Annotated in this window: 17 protein-coding genes; 14 read left to right on the top strand and 3 right to left on the bottom strand. The window is 48.8% G+C overall.

The window, feature by feature from the left end:
* Positions 1-111: 111 nt before the first annotated feature.
* The gene (locus FFM82_RS12340; protein WP_137646113.1) at positions 112-2,097 is read right to left on the bottom strand and encodes an ABC-F family ATP-binding cassette domain-containing protein; all 1,986 of its coding nucleotides are present in this window, start codon (positions 2,095-2,097) and stop codon (positions 112-114) included.
* Between the two features lie 167 nt (positions 2,098-2,264).
* Between FFM82_RS12340 and FFM82_RS12335 the strand changes: the two genes are divergently transcribed.
* On the top strand, positions 2,265-2,927 hold the full coding sequence (locus FFM82_RS12335) for a redox-sensing transcriptional repressor Rex (protein WP_137646112.1): 663 nt from the start codon (positions 2,265-2,267) through the stop codon (positions 2,925-2,927).
* Between the two features lie 76 nt (positions 2,928-3,003).
* Here the strand turns inward: FFM82_RS12335 and FFM82_RS12330 are convergent, their stop codons facing one another.
* Entirely contained in the window at positions 3,004-3,648 is a 645-nt protein-coding gene (locus FFM82_RS12330) for a CPBP family intramembrane glutamic endopeptidase (protein WP_137646111.1), read from the bottom strand.
* 175 nt (positions 3,649-3,823) lie between these two features.
* Here FFM82_RS12330 and groES point away from each other — a divergent pair, with 175 nt between their 5' ends.
* From groES to FFM82_RS12305, 5 genes are all read left to right on the top strand, one after another.
* Positions 3,824-4,108, top strand: a complete 285-nt coding sequence (gene groES / locus FFM82_RS12325; RefSeq protein WP_137646110.1) for a co-chaperone GroES — start codon at positions 3,824-3,826, stop codon at positions 4,106-4,108.
* 54 nt (positions 4,109-4,162) lie between these two features.
* Positions 4,163-5,788, top strand: coding sequence for a chaperonin GroEL (gene groL / locus FFM82_RS12320; protein ID WP_137646109.1), 1,626 nt, complete (start codon positions 4,163-4,165; stop codon positions 5,786-5,788).
* A gap of 283 nt (positions 5,789-6,071) precedes the next feature.
* Positions 6,072-7,907, top strand: a complete 1,836-nt coding sequence (gene kimA / locus FFM82_RS12315) for a potassium transporter KimA (RefSeq protein ID WP_137646108.1) — start codon at positions 6,072-6,074, stop codon at positions 7,905-7,907.
* Between the two features lie 180 nt (positions 7,908-8,087).
* On the top strand, positions 8,088-9,185 hold the full coding sequence (locus FFM82_RS12310) for a glycosyltransferase family 4 protein (protein ID WP_137646107.1): 1,098 nt from the start codon (positions 8,088-8,090) through the stop codon (positions 9,183-9,185).
* A 310-nt stretch (positions 9,186-9,495) separates the two neighbouring features.
* Positions 9,496-10,401 carry a phosphate ABC transporter substrate-binding protein gene (locus tag FFM82_RS12305; RefSeq protein ID WP_137646106.1) on the top strand — a complete coding sequence of 302 codons (906 nt, stop codon included), beginning with the start codon at positions 9,496-9,498 and terminating at the stop codon, positions 10,399-10,401.
* Between the two features lie 60 nt (positions 10,402-10,461).
* Here the strand turns inward: FFM82_RS12305 and FFM82_RS12300 are convergent, their stop codons facing one another.
* Positions 10,462-11,097 carry a YigZ family protein gene (locus FFM82_RS12300; RefSeq protein ID WP_137646105.1) on the bottom strand — a complete coding sequence of 212 codons (636 nt, stop codon included), beginning with the start codon at positions 11,095-11,097 and terminating at the stop codon, positions 10,462-10,464.
* Positions 11,098-11,164: 67 nt separating this feature from the next.
* Between FFM82_RS12300 and FFM82_RS12295 the strand changes: the two genes are divergently transcribed.
* From FFM82_RS12295 to pnpS, 8 genes are all read left to right on the top strand, one after another.
* Entirely contained in the window at positions 11,165-12,517 is a 1,353-nt protein-coding gene (locus tag FFM82_RS12295; protein WP_137646104.1) for an ATP-dependent helicase ComFA, read from the top strand.
* A complete protein-coding gene (locus FFM82_RS12290) occupies positions 12,480-13,160 on the top strand; it encodes a ComFC family protein (RefSeq protein ID WP_170178301.1) in 681 nt (226 codons plus the stop codon). Before FFM82_RS12295 ends, FFM82_RS12290 begins: the two co-directional genes overlap by 38 nt.
* A gap of 131 nt (positions 13,161-13,291) precedes the next feature.
* Positions 13,292-13,858 (top strand): ribosome hibernation-promoting factor, HPF/YfiA family, encoded by a 567-nt coding sequence (gene hpf, locus FFM82_RS12285; protein WP_137646103.1) that lies wholly within the window; start codon positions 13,292-13,294, stop codon positions 13,856-13,858.
* Between the two features lie 274 nt (positions 13,859-14,132).
* The gene (secA, locus tag FFM82_RS12280) at positions 14,133-16,493 is read left to right on the top strand and encodes a preprotein translocase subunit SecA (RefSeq protein ID WP_137646102.1); all 2,361 of its coding nucleotides are present in this window, start codon (positions 14,133-14,135) and stop codon (positions 16,491-16,493) included.
* A gap of 113 nt (positions 16,494-16,606) precedes the next feature.
* A protein-coding gene (gene prfB, locus FFM82_RS12275) for a peptide chain release factor 2 (RefSeq protein ID WP_137646101.1) occupies positions 16,607-17,723 on the top strand; the annotation gives its coding sequence in 2 pieces (ribosomal slippage) (positions 16,607-16,678 and positions 16,680-17,723; 1,116 coding nt in all).
* A 209-nt stretch (positions 17,724-17,932) separates the two neighbouring features.
* Complete coding sequence (locus tag FFM82_RS12270; protein ID WP_137646100.1) at positions 17,933-19,108, top strand: PDZ domain-containing protein; 1,176 nt, start codon at positions 17,933-17,935, stop codon at positions 19,106-19,108.
* Between the two features lie 2 nt (positions 19,109-19,110).
* On the top strand, positions 19,111-19,830 hold the full coding sequence (locus FFM82_RS12265) for a response regulator transcription factor (protein WP_170178300.1): 720 nt from the start codon (positions 19,111-19,113) through the stop codon (positions 19,828-19,830).
* A complete protein-coding gene (gene pnpS / locus FFM82_RS12260; RefSeq protein ID WP_137646098.1) occupies positions 19,823-21,226 on the top strand; it encodes a two-component system histidine kinase PnpS in 1,404 nt (467 codons plus the stop codon). Before FFM82_RS12265 ends, pnpS begins: the two co-directional genes overlap by 8 nt.
* Positions 21,227-21,327: the final 101 nt, after the last annotated feature.

The following is a 21,327-nucleotide window of genomic DNA, read 5'->3' as shown; positions in this document are numbered from 1 at the left end:
TCAAGTCTCATTTAAAATCAAAATTACAAAAAAGAACCCAATTCGTAAATGAATTGGATTCTCAAATTAGTCCTCATCAACACCGGTTGACAAAGAGCCATTTTTTATAGTTTATTCACCGAAACTTTCGAGTGTTTCAGCCTGTTCGGTCCAGTCCGTTTCGGCCCGTTCCTGTTCGGCGGTGACGGCGTCCAGTTCCTTTTGGAGATCCTGTAATTTACCAGAATCAGCGAAGTTTTCGGGCTGTGCCATTTGTTCTTGAATGGCCGTGGCTTGTTCTTCTAACTGACTCATTTTTTCTTCTAGCGCGGCAACCGAACGCTCCAGTTTACGCTTTTCACGTTGCTGTTGCTTGCTAGCTTGATAGTTTTGCTGGCCTTTTGAACGGGGAACCCCTTCAGCCGCGGTACTAGTAGCCGTGGGGTTAGCCGCCGCGGCGCTTTCAGCAGCTTCACTAGCTGCGGCTTCGGCCAATTCGGCTTGCTCCTGCTTCTTCTCAACGTAGTAGTCGTAATCGCCGAGGAAGAGTTCGGTGCCGGTCGGTGAGACCTCAACGACACTGGTTGCGACCTGGTTAATGAAGTAACGGTCGTGGGAGACAAATAGTAAGGTCCCGTTAAAGTCGTTTAGTGCGACTTCTAAGACTTCACGACTATCGATGTCCAAATGGTTGGTCGGTTCGTCTAAAATCAAAAAGTTATTATTCTGCATGGCGAGCTTGGTTAGCAGTAAACGGGCCCGCTCACCACCAGAAAGGGCGTGAATCGGTTTGTCTACGTCTTCACCAGTAAATAGGAAACTTCCGAGAATGGTTCGGATATCCTTTTCCGGTGTGGTCGGGTGCTCGTCCCACAACTCACTCAGGACGGTCTTTTTGTCGTTAAGGTTACGTTGTTCTTGATCGTAGTAACCAGTTGTGACGTTGGTGCCAAAAGTTGCCTGGCCTTTAATGAACGGAATCTTTCCTAAAATACTTTTGAGTAACGTTGATTTACCAATTCCGTTTGGACCAACGATGGCGATGGCCTCGTGTTTTTTCACGTTTAGGTTATCGGGTTCGGAAAGCACGTGGCCACTATAGCCAACGGCAGCGTCCTTAACCGTTAAGACAATGTTGCCGCTTTGCTTAGCAGCGTGAAAGCCGAAGTGGGCGGTTTTTTCGTCATTATCCGGCCGTTCCAACCGATCCATCTTAGCGAGTTGCTTACGGCGCGCCTGGGCGCGTTTCGTCGTTGAGGCCCGGACGATGTTCTTGTTAACAAAGTCTTCCAGCTTGCTGATTTCGGCCTGCTGCTTTTCATAGTGCTTCCACTGGGCCTGAATCCGGGCGGCCTTTTCCTGCACGAACTGGTCGTAGTTACCGGTATAGTGCACCATTTCGTGGTGTGACAGGTCGTAGACTTCGTTAACGACCCGGTCAAGGAAGTAGCGGTCATGGGAAACAATTAGTAGGGCGCCCGTGTAAGATTGTAAGTAACTTTCTAGCCATGTTAAGGTTTCAACGTCCAAGTGGTTGGTCGGTTCGTCTAAAATTAGTAAATCGCGCTTTTCTAACAATAGTTTAGCCAGTGCAAGTTGCGTTTTTTGGCCGCCGGAAAGTTCGGTGACCGACTTGTCGTAAACGTCGGCGTCAAACTGAAAGCCGTGGAGAACACCCCGGATTTCGGCTTGGTAACCGTAACCATTTTTTTGTTGGAATTCAGTTTGAACCTGATCGTAAGTTTTTAAGGTTTGTTGGTAAGCTTGGTCATCAGCAATCACGGTTGGATCACTTAATTTAGTTTCTAAGCGGTGCATCTGCGCTTCAAGGGCGTGCACTTCGGCAAAGACACTACTCATTTCTTCCCAAATCGTGTTGCTGCTATCGAGCCCTTGGTCTTGGGCGAGGTAGCCGATCGTGAGCCCCTTGCGCATGGAAATTTGACCCTCATCGGGAACGGTCTCACCGGCAATCATTTTCAGTAAGGTCGACTTACCGGCACCGTTGCGGCCGACGAGCGCGACCCGGGCGTGTTCCTGAATGTCCATTTGTACGTTATCGAACAAGACATCGGCGCCAAAACGCCGCATGACTTGCTGTACTTGTAGTAAAATCACGCTTTTTTAAGCTCCTTTCACATTTAATTCGTCACACAATTGTAGCATATTGTAACGGTTCGCCATAGTAATAGGGAATAATAAGTAATTATTATTTCACAAAGTGTATTGTTATGCTAGAATAGTGTCAGCAAATTCACAAACTTAATGATAGGAGGGATCGTCCAATGGCAGAAACAAAAATTCCCCGGGCAACGGCGAAACGTTTACCGATTTATTACCGGTACTTAAACATTTTGCTGGATGCTGATAAAAAACGGGTTTCATCAACTGAGTTGTCCGAGGCGGTTAAGGTTGATTCGGCTACGATTCGGCGGGACTTCTCGTACTTTGGCGCTTTGGGTAAGCGTGGTTACGGGTACGACGTCGAAAAGTTATTGGCCTTTTTCAAGAAAATTTTAAATCAGGATACGCTGACCAACGTCGCGCTGATCGGAGTTGGGAACTTAGGTCACGCCTTATTGAATTTTAACTTCCATAAGAACAGTAACGTGCGGATCTCAGCGGCTTTTGACGTGAATGAAGCCATCGCGAACACCGTTCAGAGTGGGGTTCCAGTTTATCCAATGACCGAACTGAAGAAACAACTGATCGAGCAACAAATTGAAATTGCAATCTTGACTGTGCCGACGACGGCGGTTCAACACATTACTGATGAACTCGTTGACGCAAACGTTAAGGGAATCATGAATTTTACGCCGTTACGGATTTCCGTACCGGACACGGTTCGAGTGCAAAACGTCGATTTGACGAATGAATTGCAAACGTTGATCTACTTTATTGAACACTACGGTGAACAATTAGGGGATCACGATGATAACGAAGACTAAGTAACGTAAAAAAACAGGGTGTACGAACCAAGTTGGCTTGGGTCGCACACCCTGTTTTGGTGCTGCGGTAAATCAGTTAAAAGTGCCAGCTCATCAACGTTGGTAAAATGACGATACCGTTCATTAAAACGTGGGCGATCATTGTCGTTTGAATCCGGCCGGTTTTGCGGTAAAGCCAGCAAAATAGCAGCCCGATGAACGCGTACAGGATGAAGTGGCCGTCGGCGTGGGCGAAGCTAAATAAGGCACTGGAAACCAGGGCGGCACCTAAGGGACCGGTCATCGAAGCCAAGTTACCGAACAGTACTTTTCGAAAGACAATTTCTTCCATGAGTGGTCCGCCAACTAAAACGGCCAGAAAGAAGAACGGGTACTGTTGGCCAACGGTTAGTAACGTGGTGGTATTCGCCGATGCCGTTGATTGACCGAGTGACTGGGTGATCATCAAAATCAGGTACTGGCCGGCCACCACTAAAATTAGCCCGATGAGGCCCCATAAAACGGTTGTGGGCCAACTGCTAGGGTGCTGTTCCAATGAATTTGGCCGGTTTAAGCGGTGCATGACCCATAATAGTAATACAGCTCCAACGAGGTAGTCGATGGTCTGAATCAGAAAAATTTGGGCACCTAAATTTTTCCAGAGCACGAGTAAAACGCTTGGAAGTGCGTAAATAATAAAGTAGAGGATCAAAATTGTTAACGATTGGCGGCGATTAGCCATTGACTCACGTCCTTGTTGATAGTTTTTGTTCCGTGTCTGTTATTATAATCGATTTGACATTCTTTGACTAATAATTGACAAATCACTTGCATTCTTTCATCAAAATGATATAGTTGTCATTGTGATTAGCACTTGAACATTAAGAGTGCTAAAAAGATTAAATGGAGGGATTCACGTGTTAAAACCATTAGGAGATCGCGTCATCTTGCAACAACAAGAGGAAGAAGAACAAACGGTTGGTGGTATCGTTATTGCGAATAACGCTAAGGAAAAGCCACAAAGCGGTAAAGTTGTTGCCGTTAATGACGGCCGTGTTTTAGATAACGGGACGAAGGTTACCCCAAGCGTGAAAGTCGGCGATCAGGTATTGTTCGACAAGTACGCCGGTACTGAAGTGAAGTACGAAGGAACTAAGTACCTTGTTTTACACGAAAAGGACATCGTCGCTGTCGAAGACTAATCCATTTAGACGCGTTTTGATAACAAAAAATCATTTATGAGGTGAAAATAGATAATGGCTAAAGAATTGAAATTCTCAGAAGATGCACGTTCATCAATGCTCAAAGGTGTTGATAAATTAGCTGATACGGTTAAATCAACGTTAGGGCCAAAGGGACGCAACGTTGTGTTGGAACAATCATACGGTTCACCAACCATCACGAACGATGGGGTGACGATTGCCAAGGCCATCGACTTAGATGACCACTTCGAAAACATGGGGGCTAAGTTAGTATCCGAAGTGGCTTCCAAGACGAATGACATTGCTGGTGACGGGACCACGACTGCCACGGTTCTGACCCAAGCCATCGTTAACGAAGGGATGAAGAACGTAACGGCCGGCGCCAATCCAGTTGGGATTCGTCGCGGGATCGAAGAAGCCACTAAGACGGCCGTTGACTCCTTACACGGGATGTCACACACGGTTAAGTCCCAAGATGACATCGCTCAAATCGCTTCAATTTCTTCTGCAAGTCAAGAAACTGGTAAGTTGATCGCCGAAGCCATGGAAAAAGTTGGCCACGACGGTGTGATTACGATTGAAGAATCACGTGGTGTTGACACTAGCTTGGACGTTGTTGAAGGGATGCAGTTCGATCGTGGTTACCTGTCACAATACATGGTTACCGATAACGACAAGATGGAAGCCGACCTCGACAACCCGTACATTTTAATTACGGACAAGAAGATCTCAAACATCCAAGATATCTTACCATTGTTACAATCGATCGTTGAACAAGGCAAGCCGTTGTTGATCATTGCCGACGACATTTCTGGTGAAGCCTTACCAACCTTGGTCTTGAACAAGATGCGCGGGACCTTCAACGTCGTTGCGGTTAAGGCCCCTGGTTTCGGTGACCGTCGTAAGGAACAATTACAAGATATCGCCATCTTAACTGGTGGGACGGTTATCACTGATGACTTGGGTCTTGAATTGAAAGACACGACGATCGATCAATTAGGCCAAGCCAACAAGGTTACGGTTACCAAGGATAACACGACCATCGTTGAAGGTGCCGGCGATAAGGACGCCATCTCCGAACGGGTTGAATTTATCCGTAACCAAATCAGTGAAACGACTTCTGACTTTGACAAGGAAAAGTTGCAAGAACGTTTAGCTAAGTTAGCTGGCGGGGTTGCCGTTGTTCGGGTCGGTGCCGCTACTGAAACTGAATTGAAGGAACGTAAGTACCGGATCGAAGACGCTTTGAACGCGACCCGTGCGGCCGTTGAAGAAGGCTTCGTTCCCGGTGGTGGGACTGCCTTGGTTAACGTTATCAAGGACGTTGACGCCTTGAAGGAAACTGGTGACGTTCAGACCGGGATCAACATCGTTAAGCGCGCCTTAGAAGAACCAATTCGCCAAATCGCTGAAAACGCCGGTTTGGAAGGCTCAGTTATCGTTGAAAAGTTAAAGGCTCAAAAGCCGGGGGTTGGGTTTAACGCCGCAACCGACGAATGGGTCGATATGATTGAAGCCGGAATCGTGGATCCAACCAAGGTTACCCGTTCCGCTTTACAAAACGCAGCGTCAGTTTCAGCCCTCTTATTAACGACTGAAGCAGTTGTTGCTGAAAAACCAGAACCTAAAGAACCAGCTGCACCGGCTGCGCCAAACCCAGGTATGGGCGGCATGATGTAAGTCACCGTTTTAAGTTTAAAAACGTCCTCCGTTTTGGAGGGCGTTTTTTAATCCACTGAATTCTGATTATGGGGGACAAAGCACGTCAGAATTTCAGTAACGTGTTACCATTAAAGTGTTGCCTTTACGGGCGTTGAGCGGTAGAATCAATCGTTAGTGCAAAACGGTATGAATTTACCGTTGGGGCGCGATAACGTGTAGTATTTACGAAATTAAAGTAGTAAAATCTATCTTGACTTAGCTATCTTGAAATAATTATTTTGGAAATAAAGGAGTTATTATCATGTGGCGTTATTTAAAGCGGTTGTTGATCGGGAAACCGTTAAAAACCATGGATGAAGGTGGCCAAGCGCTCACCAAGTTCAAGGCGCTAGCACTGCTATCTTCGGATGCGCTATCGTCAGTGGCTTATGGTACTGAACAGATTACGACCGTCTTAATTACACTATCCGCTGCCGCGTTGATGTATCAACTTTACGTGGCCGCGTTAGTCTTGGTCCTGTTGTTCGCCATTACCATGTCGTATCGGCAAATTATTAAAGCTTATCCATCCGGTGGTGGCGCCTACGTGGTCGCTAGTACTAACTGGGGTCGGCCGGCTGGATTGGTTGCCGGGGGCTCACTATTAGTTGATTACATGCTGACCGTGGCGGTTTCGGTGACGTCTGGGACCGAAGCGATTACTTCTGCCGTACCGGCGCTGGTTAATTATCAGGTATTAATTGCAATCGTCATCGTGATTGCGATTATGGCACTTAATTTACGCGGGATGCGCGAATCAGCGTCGTTTTTGACGTTCCCCGTATACTTCTTCATCATCATGATCATTGGGATGATTATGTGGGGTGTGATGAACATTGCGAGTGGTCAGTTAACTTACCACGCGGCAACCGCGGTTGGCGCGCCGGTTCAGGGGATGACGCTCGTGCTATTCTTCCGGGCATTTTCATCCGGGTCATCGTCACTGACCGGGGTTGAGGCGATTAGTAACGCGGTCCCTAATTTCCGTCGGCCTAAGCGGAAAAACGCGGCCAATACCTTAGCCATCATGTCGTTAGTGTTGGCCGTATTCTTCGGCGGAATTACGTTTCTGAGTTACTACTTGGGAATTAAGCCCCAAGCGGATAATACCGTTTTGTCCCAAATTGGGACGGCCGTCTTCGGCCACGGCCTGTTTTACTATTTACTGCAATTATCGACCGCATTAATTTTAGCGGTGGCTGCCAACACCGGGTTTTCGGCGTTCCCAATTTTAGCCTATAACCTGGCCAAGGATAAGTTTTTACCGCACGCTTACATGGACCGCGGCGACCGGTTGGGTTACTCCAACGGGATTATCTCGCTTGCCGTTGGTGCGATTGCGTTGATTGTGATCTTCCACGGGCAAACAACGTTGTTAATTCCGCTCTACGCGGTCGGGGTCTTTGTGCCGTTTACCTTATCGCAGTCCGGCATGATTATTCACTGGCTACGGGAACGCGGCCAGTGGTGGTGGATGAAAGCACTGGTTAACTTACTAGGGGCTTTGATTTCGTTAGGGTTAGTTGTTTTCTTGTTCTGGTTACATTTTGGCAACGTCTGGCCGTACCTCGTGGTCATGCCGTTACTGCTTTACATGTTCTACCGAGTGCACGTCCACTATGTGCGGGTGGCGGCCCAACTAAGGGTGGTTGCCAAGGAAAAGGCGGAACTGCATGATTACGACGGGGCAACCGTGATTGTCCTCGTGTCTAACGTGACGCGGGTGACGGCAGCAGCCGTTAACTACGCCCGTTCAATTGGCGATTACGTCATTGCGATGCACGTGTCGTTTGATGAAAATCCGGAAAAGGAACATAAGACGGCGGCTGAATTTAAGTCGACCTTCCCGGACGTCCGCTTCGTGGATATCCATTCCTCGTACCGTTCGATTGCCACGCCAACTTTACGGTTCTGCGACGTCATCGCTAAACGGGCGGCGGAACGAAACTTCTCGACGACCGTTTTGGTCCCGCAATTCGTACCGAAGAAACCATGGCAAAATATTTTGCATAACCAAACGAGTTTGCGCTTACGGGCGGTTTTAAACTCGCGTGAAAATATTATTGTCTCAACTTATAATTATCATTTAAAAGAGTAGTTTAGCTGAGTGGCAGTTGGTCGCACGTGATGTGATCAGCTGCCACTTTTATGCTTTTGGGATGGGGTTAATTGTGAACGAAATGTGTGCCCTTTAATAAGTTTCTTTGAAGCGTGTTGTCAACTCAGGGTGACCTTTGTATAATTATTGTAATAGAGATGGGAAGGGAGTTGCGCACAAATGATTAGATTTGAAATCTTGGTTTGTCTTATGGCGACAATGATGATTTCCGCGGTCTTAACCCCGTTTGTGCGGAAACTTGCATTTAAAATTGGTGCGGTCGATAAACCTAACCGTCGGCGGGTCAATAAAGTCCCAATGCCGACGATGGGCGGACTTGCCATTTTTCTAGCTTACACACTGGGAACAACGGTGCTCTACTTAATGCATCAGTTTCCGACCAGGCTGTTCTTTGCGCTACTAGGTGGTGAGCTGATTATCCTGTGCACCGGGATTATTGACGATATTTATGAATTAAAGCCACGGCAAAAAATATTGGGGATTACGTTAGCCGCTTTGGAAGTTTACTTTATCGGCGGCATTCGGATGACAACCTTCACGGTCCCCTTCGTTGGGTTAGTTCACTTTCAATGGCTGAGCTTGCCGATCACGTTACTTTGGATTTTGGCGATTACGAACGCGGTCAATTTGATTGACGGTTTAGACGGTTTAGCAACCGGGGTTTCGATTATCGCCATGAGTACGATGGGGATTATCGGGTTGTTTTTCTTAAACGCGAATACCTTCGTGTCGTTATTGATTTTTACGTTAGTCGCAGCCATGCTGGGCTTTTTACCGTACAACTTCTTTCCGGCGCGGATTTACTTAGGGGATACCGGGTCGTTGTTTATCGGCTTTATGACCGCGGTTTTCTCACTGTTCGGCTTAAAAAACGTTACCGTGATTTCCGTGATCATTCCGGTGATGATTTTAGGCGTCCCGATTACGGATACCCTGTACGCAATGATTCGGCGGATATTGAATAGAAAGCCGATTTCGCAAGCAGATAAGCACCACTTGCACCACCGGTTGATGCAGTTAGGATTGACCCATCGCCAAACCGTGATGGTCATTTATGGCATCGCGTTGATTTTCTCGTTTATTTCATTACTTTACCCGATCTCCTCGATTTGGGGCTCGATTTTGTTGACGATTGCGTTACTATTCGGCTTAGAGTTGTTTGTGGAAGCAATCGGGTTGGCTGGTGACCACCGCCAGCCACTCCTCGACTGGATCAAGCGGACGGTTGCCCGCTTTACCTCCAAGACCAGTCGCTAATAGTTATAGAAATTGTTACAGACCCGCTGACCTTCTCAGGTTAGCGGGTCTATTTTCGTTCGTCGCATCGCTTTGGTTAAATCAAATGGGCTTTACTTAAAATATACAAGGGATTTACATAATCGTCATTCTTAATTTACAAGCAATCGGTAATATTAGAATTGTTCCAACGGCAACCAGTGACTTGGTCTGAATAAACGGTGATGATGCTCGCATCCCGCAAAGCACTTCCTACCCAGAACTGCATTTTATTTTGACGACATTGGTTGCCTAATTTTGAAGTTATTTAAGAAAAAGGGGAGTTTCGAATATGAGAAAAGCAGTGACACTTGGGGCACTGGCCGTAACGGTGACCATTTTATTAGCGGGTTGTGGCAATAACTCTGGCACCAGTACGCAAAGCACTAGCAGTAGTAGCAGTGACAGCGCGAAGGCAACGAAGGTCGTCGCAACTGGTTCGACCGCGCTACAACCACTTGTTGAACAAGCGGGAACCGCTTATCAAAACGAACATGCCAACGTAACGATTAACGTGCAAGGTGGCGGTTCTGGTGCTGGGTTAAGTCAGGTAGCCAAGGGCTCTGTTAACATCGGTAACTCCGACGTCTTTGCTGAAGAAAAAGATGGGGTCGATGCCAAGAGCTTAGTTGATCATAAGGTCGCTGTCGTTGGGATGGCACCGGTGGTTAACAAGGATACCGGCGTTAAGAACGTTTCTAAGGACCAATTAGTTAAAATCTTCCAAGGCAAGATTACCAACTGGAAAGAAGTTGGTGGTAAGGACGAAAAAATTACGGTCATCAACCGGGCCCAAGGTAGTGGGACCCGTGCAACCTTTGAAAAGTGGGGCTTAGGCGACGCTAAGGTTGCAACTAGTCAAGAACAAGATTCTAACGGGACGGTTCAAAAGATCGTCGGGACGACGCCGGGCGCAATTAGCTACTTGGCTTTCTCCTACGTTAAGGATAACCTTCAAGCCCTTTCAATCGACAACGTTAAGCCAACTGAAGAAAACGTGGCAACGAATAAATGGAAGATCTGGGCATACGAACATATGTATACGAAGGGTCAACCAAAGGGTGCCGTTAAGGACTTCTTGACTTACATGACGTCTAAATCTGTTCAAGGGAGTCTCGTTAAGAAATTAGGTTACATTCCGCTGACTTCAATGAAAGTTGATCGTGGCCAATCTGGTGCCATTTCAGAATTAAAATAAAGTTTAGCAATTAGAAAAGGCGCTGCTCACGGAATTTTCCGCGGGCAGCGCCTTTTTGCATTATTTGACCGGTACTTCACTAAATTGTTCGCCCTGATCTTCAAACGTGACTTGGCCACTCAGTAAGTTAGTGACCGCGGTTTGGGTTGCGCCCAGAGTAGCCGTATCAACGGCAATTGTCATGGTAACTTTGACGCCATAATCGGTGGTAAGGGTGACGAGCTCCTGCTGGTTTAAATAGTAAGTTAGGGCGTCAACGTTGCGGTAATCCAGGGTGACGGCTAGGCGGGTCTGCGTCACCCGTTTAACTTTACCGCTCTCCTCAATGGCGAGTGCCGGGGTGCTACTGTATGCACGGATTAAACCGCCAGCGCCCAGTTTGATGCCACCAAAGTAGCGGGTGACCACCGCTAAGACGTCGTGAACTTCGTTAGTTTTGAGCACTTCCAAAATTGGTGAACCAGCGGTCCCGCTAGGTTCACCGTCGTCACTCATGCGCTGGACGTGATCGTCATCGCCGAGTACGTACGCAAAACAGTGGTGGGTCGCTTTAGGGTGCTCGGCGCGAACGCTGGCAATTTTCTGTTGCGCATCGGCTTCGCCGTGGATACGAAAAAGGTGGGCGATGAAGCGCGACTTCTTAATGGTCTGTTCGCTAACCGTATCTTTAGGAATCGTGTAGTAGGGTTTAGTCAAAATAATCGGATCCTTTCACGTGGATTGAAAAATTAATTTCGAAATTAATAGCTGGGAGGGAAGACCAATGGACAAAACGCAGTTATATGGCCGCCAGCTTTGTTTGACACCAGCCCAAGCCGGTGATTGTCCCGTGGGGGTGCAGCAACTACCCGCACTGAAAATTAGTGGTGACTGGATCAATTGTCAACGATGTGGGGCGCGGTTACCGCGGCGAGATGCCCAGTTACCCAATGATCAGTATTACTGTTATGCCTGCTTAACACTGGGACGCGTTAGTACACTAGTTTCACTTTACCATATTCCGGAACCAAATGAATTTACCCAACTTTTACATTGTTGTTGGACGGGGCAATTGACCCCGTTACAGTCTGCCTGTGCCCAGCGGATTCAGCAAGCCTTTGAAAACCGCCAGCGACACCTCCTGTGGGCGGTCACCGGGGCCGGAAAGACGGAAATGCTGTTTCCGGGACTAGCTTGGGCGTTGGCACAGGGATTGCGCGTTGCCATCGCATCACCGCGGGTTGACGTTTGCTTGGAATTAGCGCCGCGGTTGAAGGCGGCCTTTCGCGGTGCACCGATTGCGGTGCTGCATGGTCGCGACCCCGAGCCGTACCAGTATTGCCAGTTAACGATTTGCACGACCCACCAACTGTTACGCTTTCGGCAGGCGTTTGACGTCTTAATTATTGACGAGGTTGATGCATTCCCGTTTGCAGCCAACCCGCGATTATATTACGCCGTGGAACACGCCAAAAAAGCGAACGGGGCGTTGCTCTACCTAACCGCAACTCCGAGTCGGGAATTGTTACGGGGGGTTCGCCGCCACCAGCTCACAATTAGCTACTTACCGTTACGGTTTCATCAGCACTTACTGCCGACAATGACCGTCAGCTTGATGCCAGCTTGGGCGCACCTACTAAAAAAGGGCCGGCTACCCAGTCGTTTGCGTAGGCGCTTAGCGGAATACGAGCGTACCGGCCAACGCTTTTTGATTTTTGTGCCGCGGGTCGCGCAACTTGCGCCGGTTCATGACTTGCTTGCGCGGGCGTTTCCGCAGATGAAAGGGCTGAACGTGCACGCCGCCGACCCGCAACGCTTGGATAAAGTGCAGCAAATGCGTGATCAACGGGTCCAGTACCTGGTAACGACCACGATTTTAGAGCGCGGGGTGACCCTACCCGGAATTGACGTGATTGTGTTGGGTGCCGACGACGCAACGTTTTCAACGGCGGCACTGGTTCAAATTGCCGGCCGGGTCGGCCGCAGTCGCGAACGTCCAGACGGCTTAGTGTGGCTGATTGCGGCAAACTATGCGCGCACCATCAAACGCGCCAAGCGTCAAATTGAACAGCTGAATCGGAAAGGACGGCGAATTCAACGTGAAGTGCCTACTGTGTCAGCGCCCCATCCGCATTAAACCATCTTTAGACTGGTTGTTGAGTTGGCGGGCGTTCAGCCGGCCAATCACCTGTGAGGCGTGTTGGCAAAAGTTTACCCCAATTGACCGCAGAACGGCCTGTGCGGGTTGTGGTCGGGCACAACCCAGCCCGGAACTCTGCCGGGATTGCCAGCGTTGGCCGCCGGAACGGCGGTTTCATAGCGTCAGTTTATTTGCTTATAACGACGCCATGCAAGCCTATTTTCAACAGTATAAGTTCGCGGGCGACTATCGCCTACGTCGGGTGTTCGCCGAAAGCATGCAAACGGCGGTGGCCCAGCAGGCAGCCGACTGCGTCGTGGTAATTCCGGTCACGCCAGCCACGCTAACGACCCGCGGTTTTAATCAGGTCAGCGGTTGGTTGGCGGATGGCACCAATCCACTCTGTGGGCTCCAAACGGTGGCACGAACTAAGGCGGTACCCCAGTCGAAAAAAACGCGCGCACAACGACTATTACTGACCCAGCCGTTTGCACTGACCAGGCCGGCGCCACGGATTTACCAGCAACACGTTCTGTTAGTGGATGATATTTACACAACCGGGCGGACGATTCGCCACGCCGCTAGCTTACTTTTAGAAAACGGTGCTAAGTCCGTTACGGGGCTAACGCTGGCTCGTTAATTAGAATGAAAACTGCCATTTGGATTGTTTATTATAGCGCTTTCTATTATAATAAAAGTAAGCAAAGCGGTTGAAGAGTGGTCCTTCAATCGCTTTGGACACAGCAATGTGTGTGAAGGGAGAGAAGATCTATGCTAAATTTTAATATTCGCGGTGAAAATATCGAAGTGACCCAAGCTATTCGGGACTATGTCCAAAAACGGGTGGGTAAGTTACAAAAGTACTTTGATACCGATGTTAACTCAATTGCCCACGTTAACTTAAAAATCCACCCAGATAAGACTGCTAAGGTCGAAGTAACGATTCCACTTCCATATTTAGTTCTCCGGGCAGAAGAAACTTCTCCTGATATGTATGCTAGCGTTGATTTGGTAACCGATAAGCTGGAACGCCAAATTCGCAAGTATAAAACCAAGGTCAACCGCAAGTCCCGTGAAAAGGGCTACAAAGCGATTGATTTTGCGGCAACCGACGAAACCGTTGCCGCTGCAGACAATGATCAGGACGATAAGTTAGACGTTGTACGTACGAAGCGGGTGGCGTTAAAGCCAATGGATAACGAAGAAGCCATCCTCCAAATGGATATGCTTGGCCACGACTTCTTTATCTACGAAGACGCGGAAACGGATGCGATCAACATCGTCTATCGGCGTAACGATGGCCGTTACGGTTTAATTGAAACCGACAGCGATCAATAAACTTTAGATTATTAAGTGAAGGAACTGGTCTGAACGGACCGGTTCCTTTTTGGTACCCGGCCCCCGTTTGTCGAGGACCGGTTTTAGCGGGGTAGTTGAGGTGATTCAAAGTATCACCACGACTTAGCACTAAATAAACCAACCGATACCGGTTACATCACGATTGGGTTGTTTCCAATCCCTCTAAATAATGGTAAAATGACAAATGGTATTTTATTTTGAAAAAAGACTAATTAAAACACTTAAATGATTATTATTTGGAGAGGATACGGAAATGGCCAACATTTTAAAACGCTGGGTCGAAAGCGACAAGCGGGTTGTTCGGCGTCTGGATAAGACTGCCAATAAAGTTGAAGCTTATGCGGATGAATACGCCAAATTAAGCGATGCTGACTTACAAGCCAAAACACCCGAATTCCGGGAACGATATAAGGAAGGCGAAACGTTAGACGACTTATTACCAGAAGCATTTGCGACTGCGCGTGAAGCGGCTAAGCGGGTGCTGGGACTTTACCCGTTCCACGTTCAAATCCTTGGGGGCATTGTGCTGCATCAAGGGGATATCGCGGAAATGAAGACTGGTGAAGGGAAGACCTTAACGGCCACCATGCCAGTTTACTTAAACGCGATTTCTGGTAAAGGGGTTCACGTGGTTACCGTTAACGAATACTTATCAGCACGTGACGCGACCGAAATGGGCGAACTTTACAGCTGGTTAGGAATGAGCGTTGGCATCAACGGCGCCGACAAGTCGCCGGAAGAAAAGCGGGCGGCTTACAATGCGGATATTACTTACTCAACCAACGGGGAAATCGGGTTCGACTACCTGCGGGATAACATGGTGGTTTACCGCGAAGACATGGTACAACGCCCACTGAACTTTGCCATTATTGACGAAGTGGACTCGATCTTGATCGACGAGGCGCGGACGCCGTTGATTATTTCTGGTCAGTCTGAAGGGACGACCGGGATGTATAAACGGGCGGACCGTTTTGCCAAAACCCTGACCAAGGAAGAAGATTACAAGGTCGACCTTGAATCGAAAACCGTTGCGCTGTTAGACGAAGGGATTCGGAAGGCTGAAAAGTACTTTGGCTTGAAGAACCTTTACGATACGGATAACACCGCGTTAAACCACTACTTAGACGAAGCCTTGCGGGCCAACTACATCATGCTGAAGGATAAGGATTACGTGATTCAGGACGGTCAGGCAATGATCGTTGATTCCTTTACCGGACGGATTATGGATGGCCGGCGCTTCTCCGATGGGTTGCACCAAGCTATCGAAGCGAAGGAACACGTTGAGATTCAAGAAGAAACTAAAACAATGGCCAACATTACTTACCAAAACTTATTCCGGATGTACAAAAAACTTTCCGGGATGACTGGGACGGCCAAGACGGAACAAGAAGAATTCCGTGAAATTTACAACATGGAAGTTATCACGATTCCGACCAACCGGCCGATGATTCGTGACGACCGGCCGGACTTACTGTACCCAACGTTGCGCAGCAAGTTTAACGCCGTTGTGAAAGAAATTCAGGAGCTCCATAAAAAGGGCCAGCCAATGTTAATTGGGACGGTTGCCGTTGAAACGTCAGAATACTTGTCGAAACGGTTAGACGAAGCCGGCATTCCGCACGTGGTCTTGAACGCCAAGAACCACGCCAAGGAAGCCGATATCGTTGCCAACGCCGGCCAACGCGGTGCCGTAACCATCGCCACCAACATGGCGGGTCGTGGGACCGATATCAAGCTTGGACCGGGTGTCAAGGAAATCGGCGGGCTCGCCGTTATTGGGACTGAACGTCACGAATCGCGGCGGATCGATAACCAATTACGGGGCCGGGCCGGTCGTCAAGGTGACCCTGGGATGTCACAATTCTACCTGTCACTGGAAGACGATTTGATGTTGCGGTTCGGTTCGGAACGCATCAAGAACTTCTTGAAGCGGATGAACGGCGAAGAAGACGACGTGGTGATCCAGTCACGGATGATCACGCGCCAAGTTGAATCCGCTCAAAAACGGGTCGAAGGGAACAACTACGACTCACGGAAAAACGTCCTGCAATACGATGACGTGATGCGGGCCCAACGTGAAGTGATTTACGGTGAACGCCAACAAGTCATCATGGAAGAAAAATCCTTGAAGCCGGTGATCATGCCGATGATCAAGCGGACGGTCGAACGGACGGTTCAATTGCACATGCAGGACGCTAAAAACTACGACTACGCGGCGATTGTGGACTTTGCCCAGGCCGCAATGGTCAAGGAAGACTCGATCAGTGAAGCCGACTTAAAGGGTAAGTCCCCCGAAGAAGTTGAAGCTTACCTGATGAAGCGGGTCGACGAAGTTTATGCGGACAAAGCAAAGCAGTTATATGACGAAAGCCAAATGCTCGAATTTGAAAAGGTGGTCGTGTTACGAGTGGTTGACTCGCACTGGACGGACCACATTGATGCAATGGATCAACTGCGGCAATCAATTGGCCTGCGGGGTTATGGTCAGTTGAATCCGCTAGTTGAATACCAACGCGACGGTTACCAGATGTTTGAAGAAATGGTGGCGGATATCGATTACGATACCACCCGTTTATTCATGAAATCTGAAATTCGGCAAAATATTCAACGTTAATGGTGGCCAGGTTGTGCCCGTTAGCGTTAGTCGTAAAACGAGTCTGAGACTGCGGTCCCAGGCTCGTTTTGCCAATAAAATAAATTATTAATAAGTTGAAAGAAGGGGTCTTTGTGGAACTGAGTGAAACCAAACACATCATTGAAGAAATGCAAAGCGCCGTCGCCGACTTTAGGGGGTCGCTTTGACTTAGATGCGCTGAACGAAGCCATCCAAGAAAACGAAGCCCGCATGGCCGAACCCGGTTTTTGGGACGACCAGGCACAGGCGCAAAAAGTGATCGACGATAATAACGAGTTAAAGGGAAAGTTTGACGCTTACCAACAGTTAGCCGATGAAGTTGACAACGTGGCGGTGGCCTACGAGCTTTTAAACGAAGAGCCCGATGCGGACATGCAGGCTGAATTTGAACAGGATTTAGCTAAAGCCCAGGCGGACTTAAAACAGTACCAGTTGAATCTGTTACTGGACGGACCGTATGACCGCAACAATGCAATTTTAGAAATTCATCCCGGTGCCGGTGGGACCGAATCGCAGGACTGGGGTGCGATGCTGCTACGGATGTATACCCGGTGGGCGGCGAGTCACGACTTTAAGGTCGAAACCGTTGATTATCAAGCGGGCGAAGAGGCCGGAATTAAGAGTGTGACCCTGTTAATTAGTGGCCACAACGCGTACGGCTACTTACGGTCTGAAAAGGGTGTGCACCGGTTAGTTCGAATTTCGCCGTTTGACGCGGCCGGCCGCCGCCACACGTCGTTTGCCAGTGTTGACGTGATGCCCGAGCTGGATGAAAACGTTGATATTGAGATTCGGTCGGATGATTTAAAAGTTGACGTCTACCGGGCCAGTGGTGCTGGGGGTCAGCACGTTAACAAAACGTCGTCTGCGGTCCGAATTACCCACCTTCCGACCGGTATCGTGGTTGCAAGTCAGGCCCAACGGTCACAGCTGCAAAACCGGCAGACGGCGCTGAACATGTTGCGGGCCAAATTATACGAGCGCGAAGAAGAAAAGAAGGCGAAGGAACGGGCCGCCATTCAAGGCGAACAGCTGGATATCGGCTGGGGTTCACAAATTCGTTCCTACGTCTTCCACCCGTACACGATGGTCAAGGATCACCGAACCAACTATGAGAGCCACGATGGCCAGGGTGTCATGGACGGCGACTTAGATCCGTTTATTGACGCGTACCTTCAGTGGAAACTCGCACAACGCAATCCCCAGTAACAACGGGCGATGAAAAGGCAGTTTCAAGAAACACCGCTTCTTGAAACTGCCTTTTAGCGGTTACCGCGTCAAAATCGGTTTAGTAATTATGTAAATAATATGTTGGTATTAAATGCTTGATATCAAGGCTGGCCAAGGTCAAACGTTATTGGTCTGCCTTGGCAAAAATGCTATACTAACTTCAGAGTTTAACGTTAGGAGTCACGCGCATGCAGGTATTGAAAGTTTTTGAGTTGTTCTTATTACAACCGCTGATCTGGTTAGGACTACTGCGCAGTTATCTGACCGCCCGCCAACGAGTCAACTACGAACGGCGGCACTTTCGGAGTGCGATTGATGCGCGGTTGGTTGAAGTACGCCATTTTATCACTGGTGGCGTCTTGCTCGGTATCGTAACGAGTCTAATCAGTTTAGCACTTGGATTGGTTGTTTCCCCGGGCTGGGTCGTTATTTATGAGCTATTAGCAGCCGTTAGTCTGATTATCGTGCCGTTCGGCTTACTACCAGTGACGGTCTTTGGCTTAAGCTGGTTGGTGTACTGGATTTATAGCCCCCGAATGACGATGGTTGGTGGAGCCCTGCAGCGCGCTGGCGTTGCAACGACAACCATGAATAGTGGGCTGCTGATTAACGGGTTGGTTTTGTTGGCCCTCGGATTGGCCGTTACAGCCGTCATTTTACGCCGCTACGACCACCTCGGTAATTCACCGCAATTACGACCGGATCAACGGGGAAAGCGCATCGTCCGTTATCGTTGGCAACAACTACTAGTCGTACCGGTAGCGGTATTGATTCCGGGTGACTGGATCCAATCGACCTTCAGCTGGTGGCCGGTTTTTTCTGTCGGCCAGCGTTCGTTCACCGTGTTACTACTACCACTGTTGGTCGGCGCTAGTTTACAAGTTTATAAGCAGCTACCGGTCAACGCGTGGCGCCGGTTATCAAAACGCTACGTCCAGGTCGCGGTGGTTACCGTGGTGGCGGCAATTGTTGCCAAATTGGCGGCGGTTAGCCCCCAGTGGTTGCTGATTTTAATGGCGGTGATGGTTGTGTTGATCTGGGGCGTCCTGGCTGCACACCACTATTACGACCGGCACTTGCAATTTCGATTTTCGGATACGGATCAGGGGGTGCGCGTGATCGGGTTACGCCCGAATACTCCTGCAGATAAGCTGAATCTTCAGCTAGGTGACGTGATTGTCGAATGTAACCGCCAGCCGGTGCATAATGAAACCGAGTTTTACGCGGCGTTGCTTGAGAGTCCGACGTACGTGCATCTAAAAGTACGTAATCGTCAAAATGAATTAATTATTACCGAAACGGCCATCTATAACGGTGCGCCACACGAGTTAGGGATTGTGTTATTCAATGATCAGGAGGTTTGACCATGGATAAGATTTTAGTGGTAGATGATGAACCGGCAATTGTGACCCTGTTATCGTATAACTTAAAGCAGGCGGGGTACGAGGTAGTGACCGCGACGGATGGGGCCGCCGCGTTGTCGTTGGGGTTAGAACAGTCATTTACGTGTATCTTATTGGATTTAATGTTACCCAAGCTAGACGGGATGGAAGTCACGAAACGGCTACGGCAGGAAAAAGTGCGGACCCCGATTATCATTGTGACCGCCAAAAGTGACGAGTTTGATAAGGTCTTCGGTTTGGAACTGGGGGCTGACGATTACATTACCAAGCCGTTTTCACCACGGGAAGTGCTGGCGCGCATCAAGGCGGTCATCCGGCGAACGGTGCCAACCGAGCCGGCACCAGCGTCCGCTGCTGCCCCCGCTAACCGGGCCATTATGACGGTCGGTAACTTACAAATTGATCAAAATAAATACCGGGTCACGCGTAACGGTGAAAATATCAGTCTGACGCCGAAAGAGTTTGAATTACTGGTGTACTTCGTTGAACGCGAAGGACGGGTGCTAAGCCGTGATGCAATTTTGAATCACGTTTGGGGTTACGATTACGCGAGTGAAACGCGGATCGTGGATATTCATATTTCACATTTACGAGAAAAAATCGAACTTGACCCTAAAAAACCGCGGCTAATCAGAACGGTTCGGGGCTTCGGTTACGAATTTGTGGGTGATGAGAATGCGTAATCGCTGGCAACAGTCAGCGCGACTCTTAGTATTGGAAAATGTGCTCCTGACGCTGGTCATTCTAGTCGTTGTGGAGCATTTTTCACCAATTCGGTGGTCGCACGGCGTCGTTTTGGGACTGCTACTGGTCGTGGCAATCATGGCGGCCGTTGAGACGACCTTAGTCTGGTTTCAACAAAGGGAACGGCAAAAAACGATTGACCGCATGGAAGCTAAATTACGGCAAATGAGTAGCCAGCAGTTTCCACCGCACATTTTGCTACCGCAATCCGACCCGCTTTACAGTTTGTCACAAGCGGTCAATCAGTTGGAGAGCTTCCAACGTAGTCAAACCCGCCGCGCGGAATTACAGGAAAAGGAACTCATGATGATCATGCGGTACCTACCGGTGGGCGTGATGGTGATTGATCATCACCGCAAAGTCCAACTATCCAATCCAGCGATGAGCGAACTTTTGCAGGAATCGATTAACTCGGTTGCCCATATTTATACTAACGATATTCAGTTGTATGCGCTGACCAAGTTAATTGAGGATACGATTACGACTCGCCATAATCAACGGGCGACCGTCACCCTGACGCCGGCGCCGGATACCCAGGTGGTCGAAGCAACGACCGTCTATATTCAGAGTAGCCGCGCGCATTTTCAAATCGTTTTGATGTTGTACGATATTACTGAGGTGTACATGATCGAACAGATGCAGGATGACTTCGTTAGTAACGCCAGTCATGAGCTGAAAACACCAATTACGGCGATTGCCGGCTTTACCGAAACCTTATTGAGCGGCGCAAAGGATGATCCGGAAACGCTGGATCAGTTTTTACACATCATTGCGGATGAGAGTCAACGGCTGATTGCACTGATTCAAGACGTCTTATCATTGTCACGGATCCGGGCCCAAAATACGACCCAGCTAGATGTGACCACGATTGCAATTCAACCGCTGATCGAGCAGGAAGTATCCCTGTTGCAACAGGCGATTACCCGGCAAGCAGTTACCGTTCAAGACGAAGTCGCGGCTGATTTTACGGTGGCTGTTGATCAGGCAAAACTTAGTCAGATCATTAAGAACTTGTTGACGAACGCGATTAAGTATAACCGTAAGGGTGGTCAGGTCGCGATTCGGACGGCTAAAACGGACGCTAAGTGGGCGTTGATTGTTGCGGACACTGGCATCGGAATCAGTGCGGATGATCAGCAACGTATCTTTGAACGCTTTTACCGCGCCAGCCCGTCCCGTTCACAACAGTTGGTTAGTGGAACCGGGCTGGGGTTAGCAATCGTCCGCGAACTAGTTAATGCGATGCACGGCGACATCCAAGTTACCAGTCAACGCGGTGTTGGGACGACCATGACCGTGACGTTGCCGTTAGAACCGAATAAGAGGTTAAAATAATCGGCTCTTTGTCAACCGGTGTTGATGAGGACTAATTTGAGAATCCAATTCATTTACGAATTGGGTTCTTTTTTGTAATTTTGATTTTAAATGAGACTTGA

Source organism: Lactiplantibacillus plajomi (assembly GCF_005405405.1).
Lineage (GTDB): Bacteria > Bacillota > Bacilli > Lactobacillales > Lactobacillaceae > Lactiplantibacillus > Lactiplantibacillus plajomi.
This window is presented reverse-complemented; position numbering and strand designations above follow the sequence as displayed.

What these genes read in the sequence shown, in the direction of transcription:
- FFM82_RS12335 (WP_137646112.1), top strand. Translation starts at nt 2,265, where the DNA reads ATGGCAGAAACAAAAATTCCCCGGGCAACGGCGAAACGTTTACCGATT.
- FFM82_RS12330 (WP_137646111.1), bottom strand. Translation starts at nt 3,648, where the DNA reads ATGGCTAATCGCCGCCAATCGTTAACAATTTTGATCCTCTACTTTATT.
- groL (WP_137646109.1), top strand. Translation starts at nt 4,163, where the DNA reads ATGGCTAAAGAATTGAAATTCTCAGAAGATGCACGTTCATCAATGCTC.
- kimA (WP_137646108.1), top strand. Translation starts at nt 6,072, where the DNA reads ATGTGGCGTTATTTAAAGCGGTTGTTGATCGGGAAACCGTTAAAAACC.
- FFM82_RS12310 (WP_137646107.1), top strand. Translation starts at nt 8,088, where the DNA reads ATGATTAGATTTGAAATCTTGGTTTGTCTTATGGCGACAATGATGATT.
- FFM82_RS12305 (WP_137646106.1), top strand. Translation starts at nt 9,496, where the DNA reads ATGAGAAAAGCAGTGACACTTGGGGCACTGGCCGTAACGGTGACCATT.
- FFM82_RS12295 (WP_137646104.1), top strand. Translation starts at nt 11,165, where the DNA reads ATGGACAAAACGCAGTTATATGGCCGCCAGCTTTGTTTGACACCAGCC.
- hpf (WP_137646103.1), top strand. Translation starts at nt 13,292, where the DNA reads ATGCTAAATTTTAATATTCGCGGTGAAAATATCGAAGTGACCCAAGCT.
- secA (WP_137646102.1), top strand. Translation starts at nt 14,133, where the DNA reads ATGGCCAACATTTTAAAACGCTGGGTCGAAAGCGACAAGCGGGTTGTT.
- FFM82_RS12270 (WP_137646100.1), top strand. Translation starts at nt 17,933, where the DNA reads ATGCAGGTATTGAAAGTTTTTGAGTTGTTCTTATTACAACCGCTGATC.
- FFM82_RS12265 (WP_170178300.1), top strand. Translation starts at nt 19,111, where the DNA reads ATGGATAAGATTTTAGTGGTAGATGATGAACCGGCAATTGTGACCCTG.
- pnpS (WP_137646098.1), top strand. Translation starts at nt 19,823, where the DNA reads ATGCGTAATCGCTGGCAACAGTCAGCGCGACTCTTAGTATTGGAAAAT.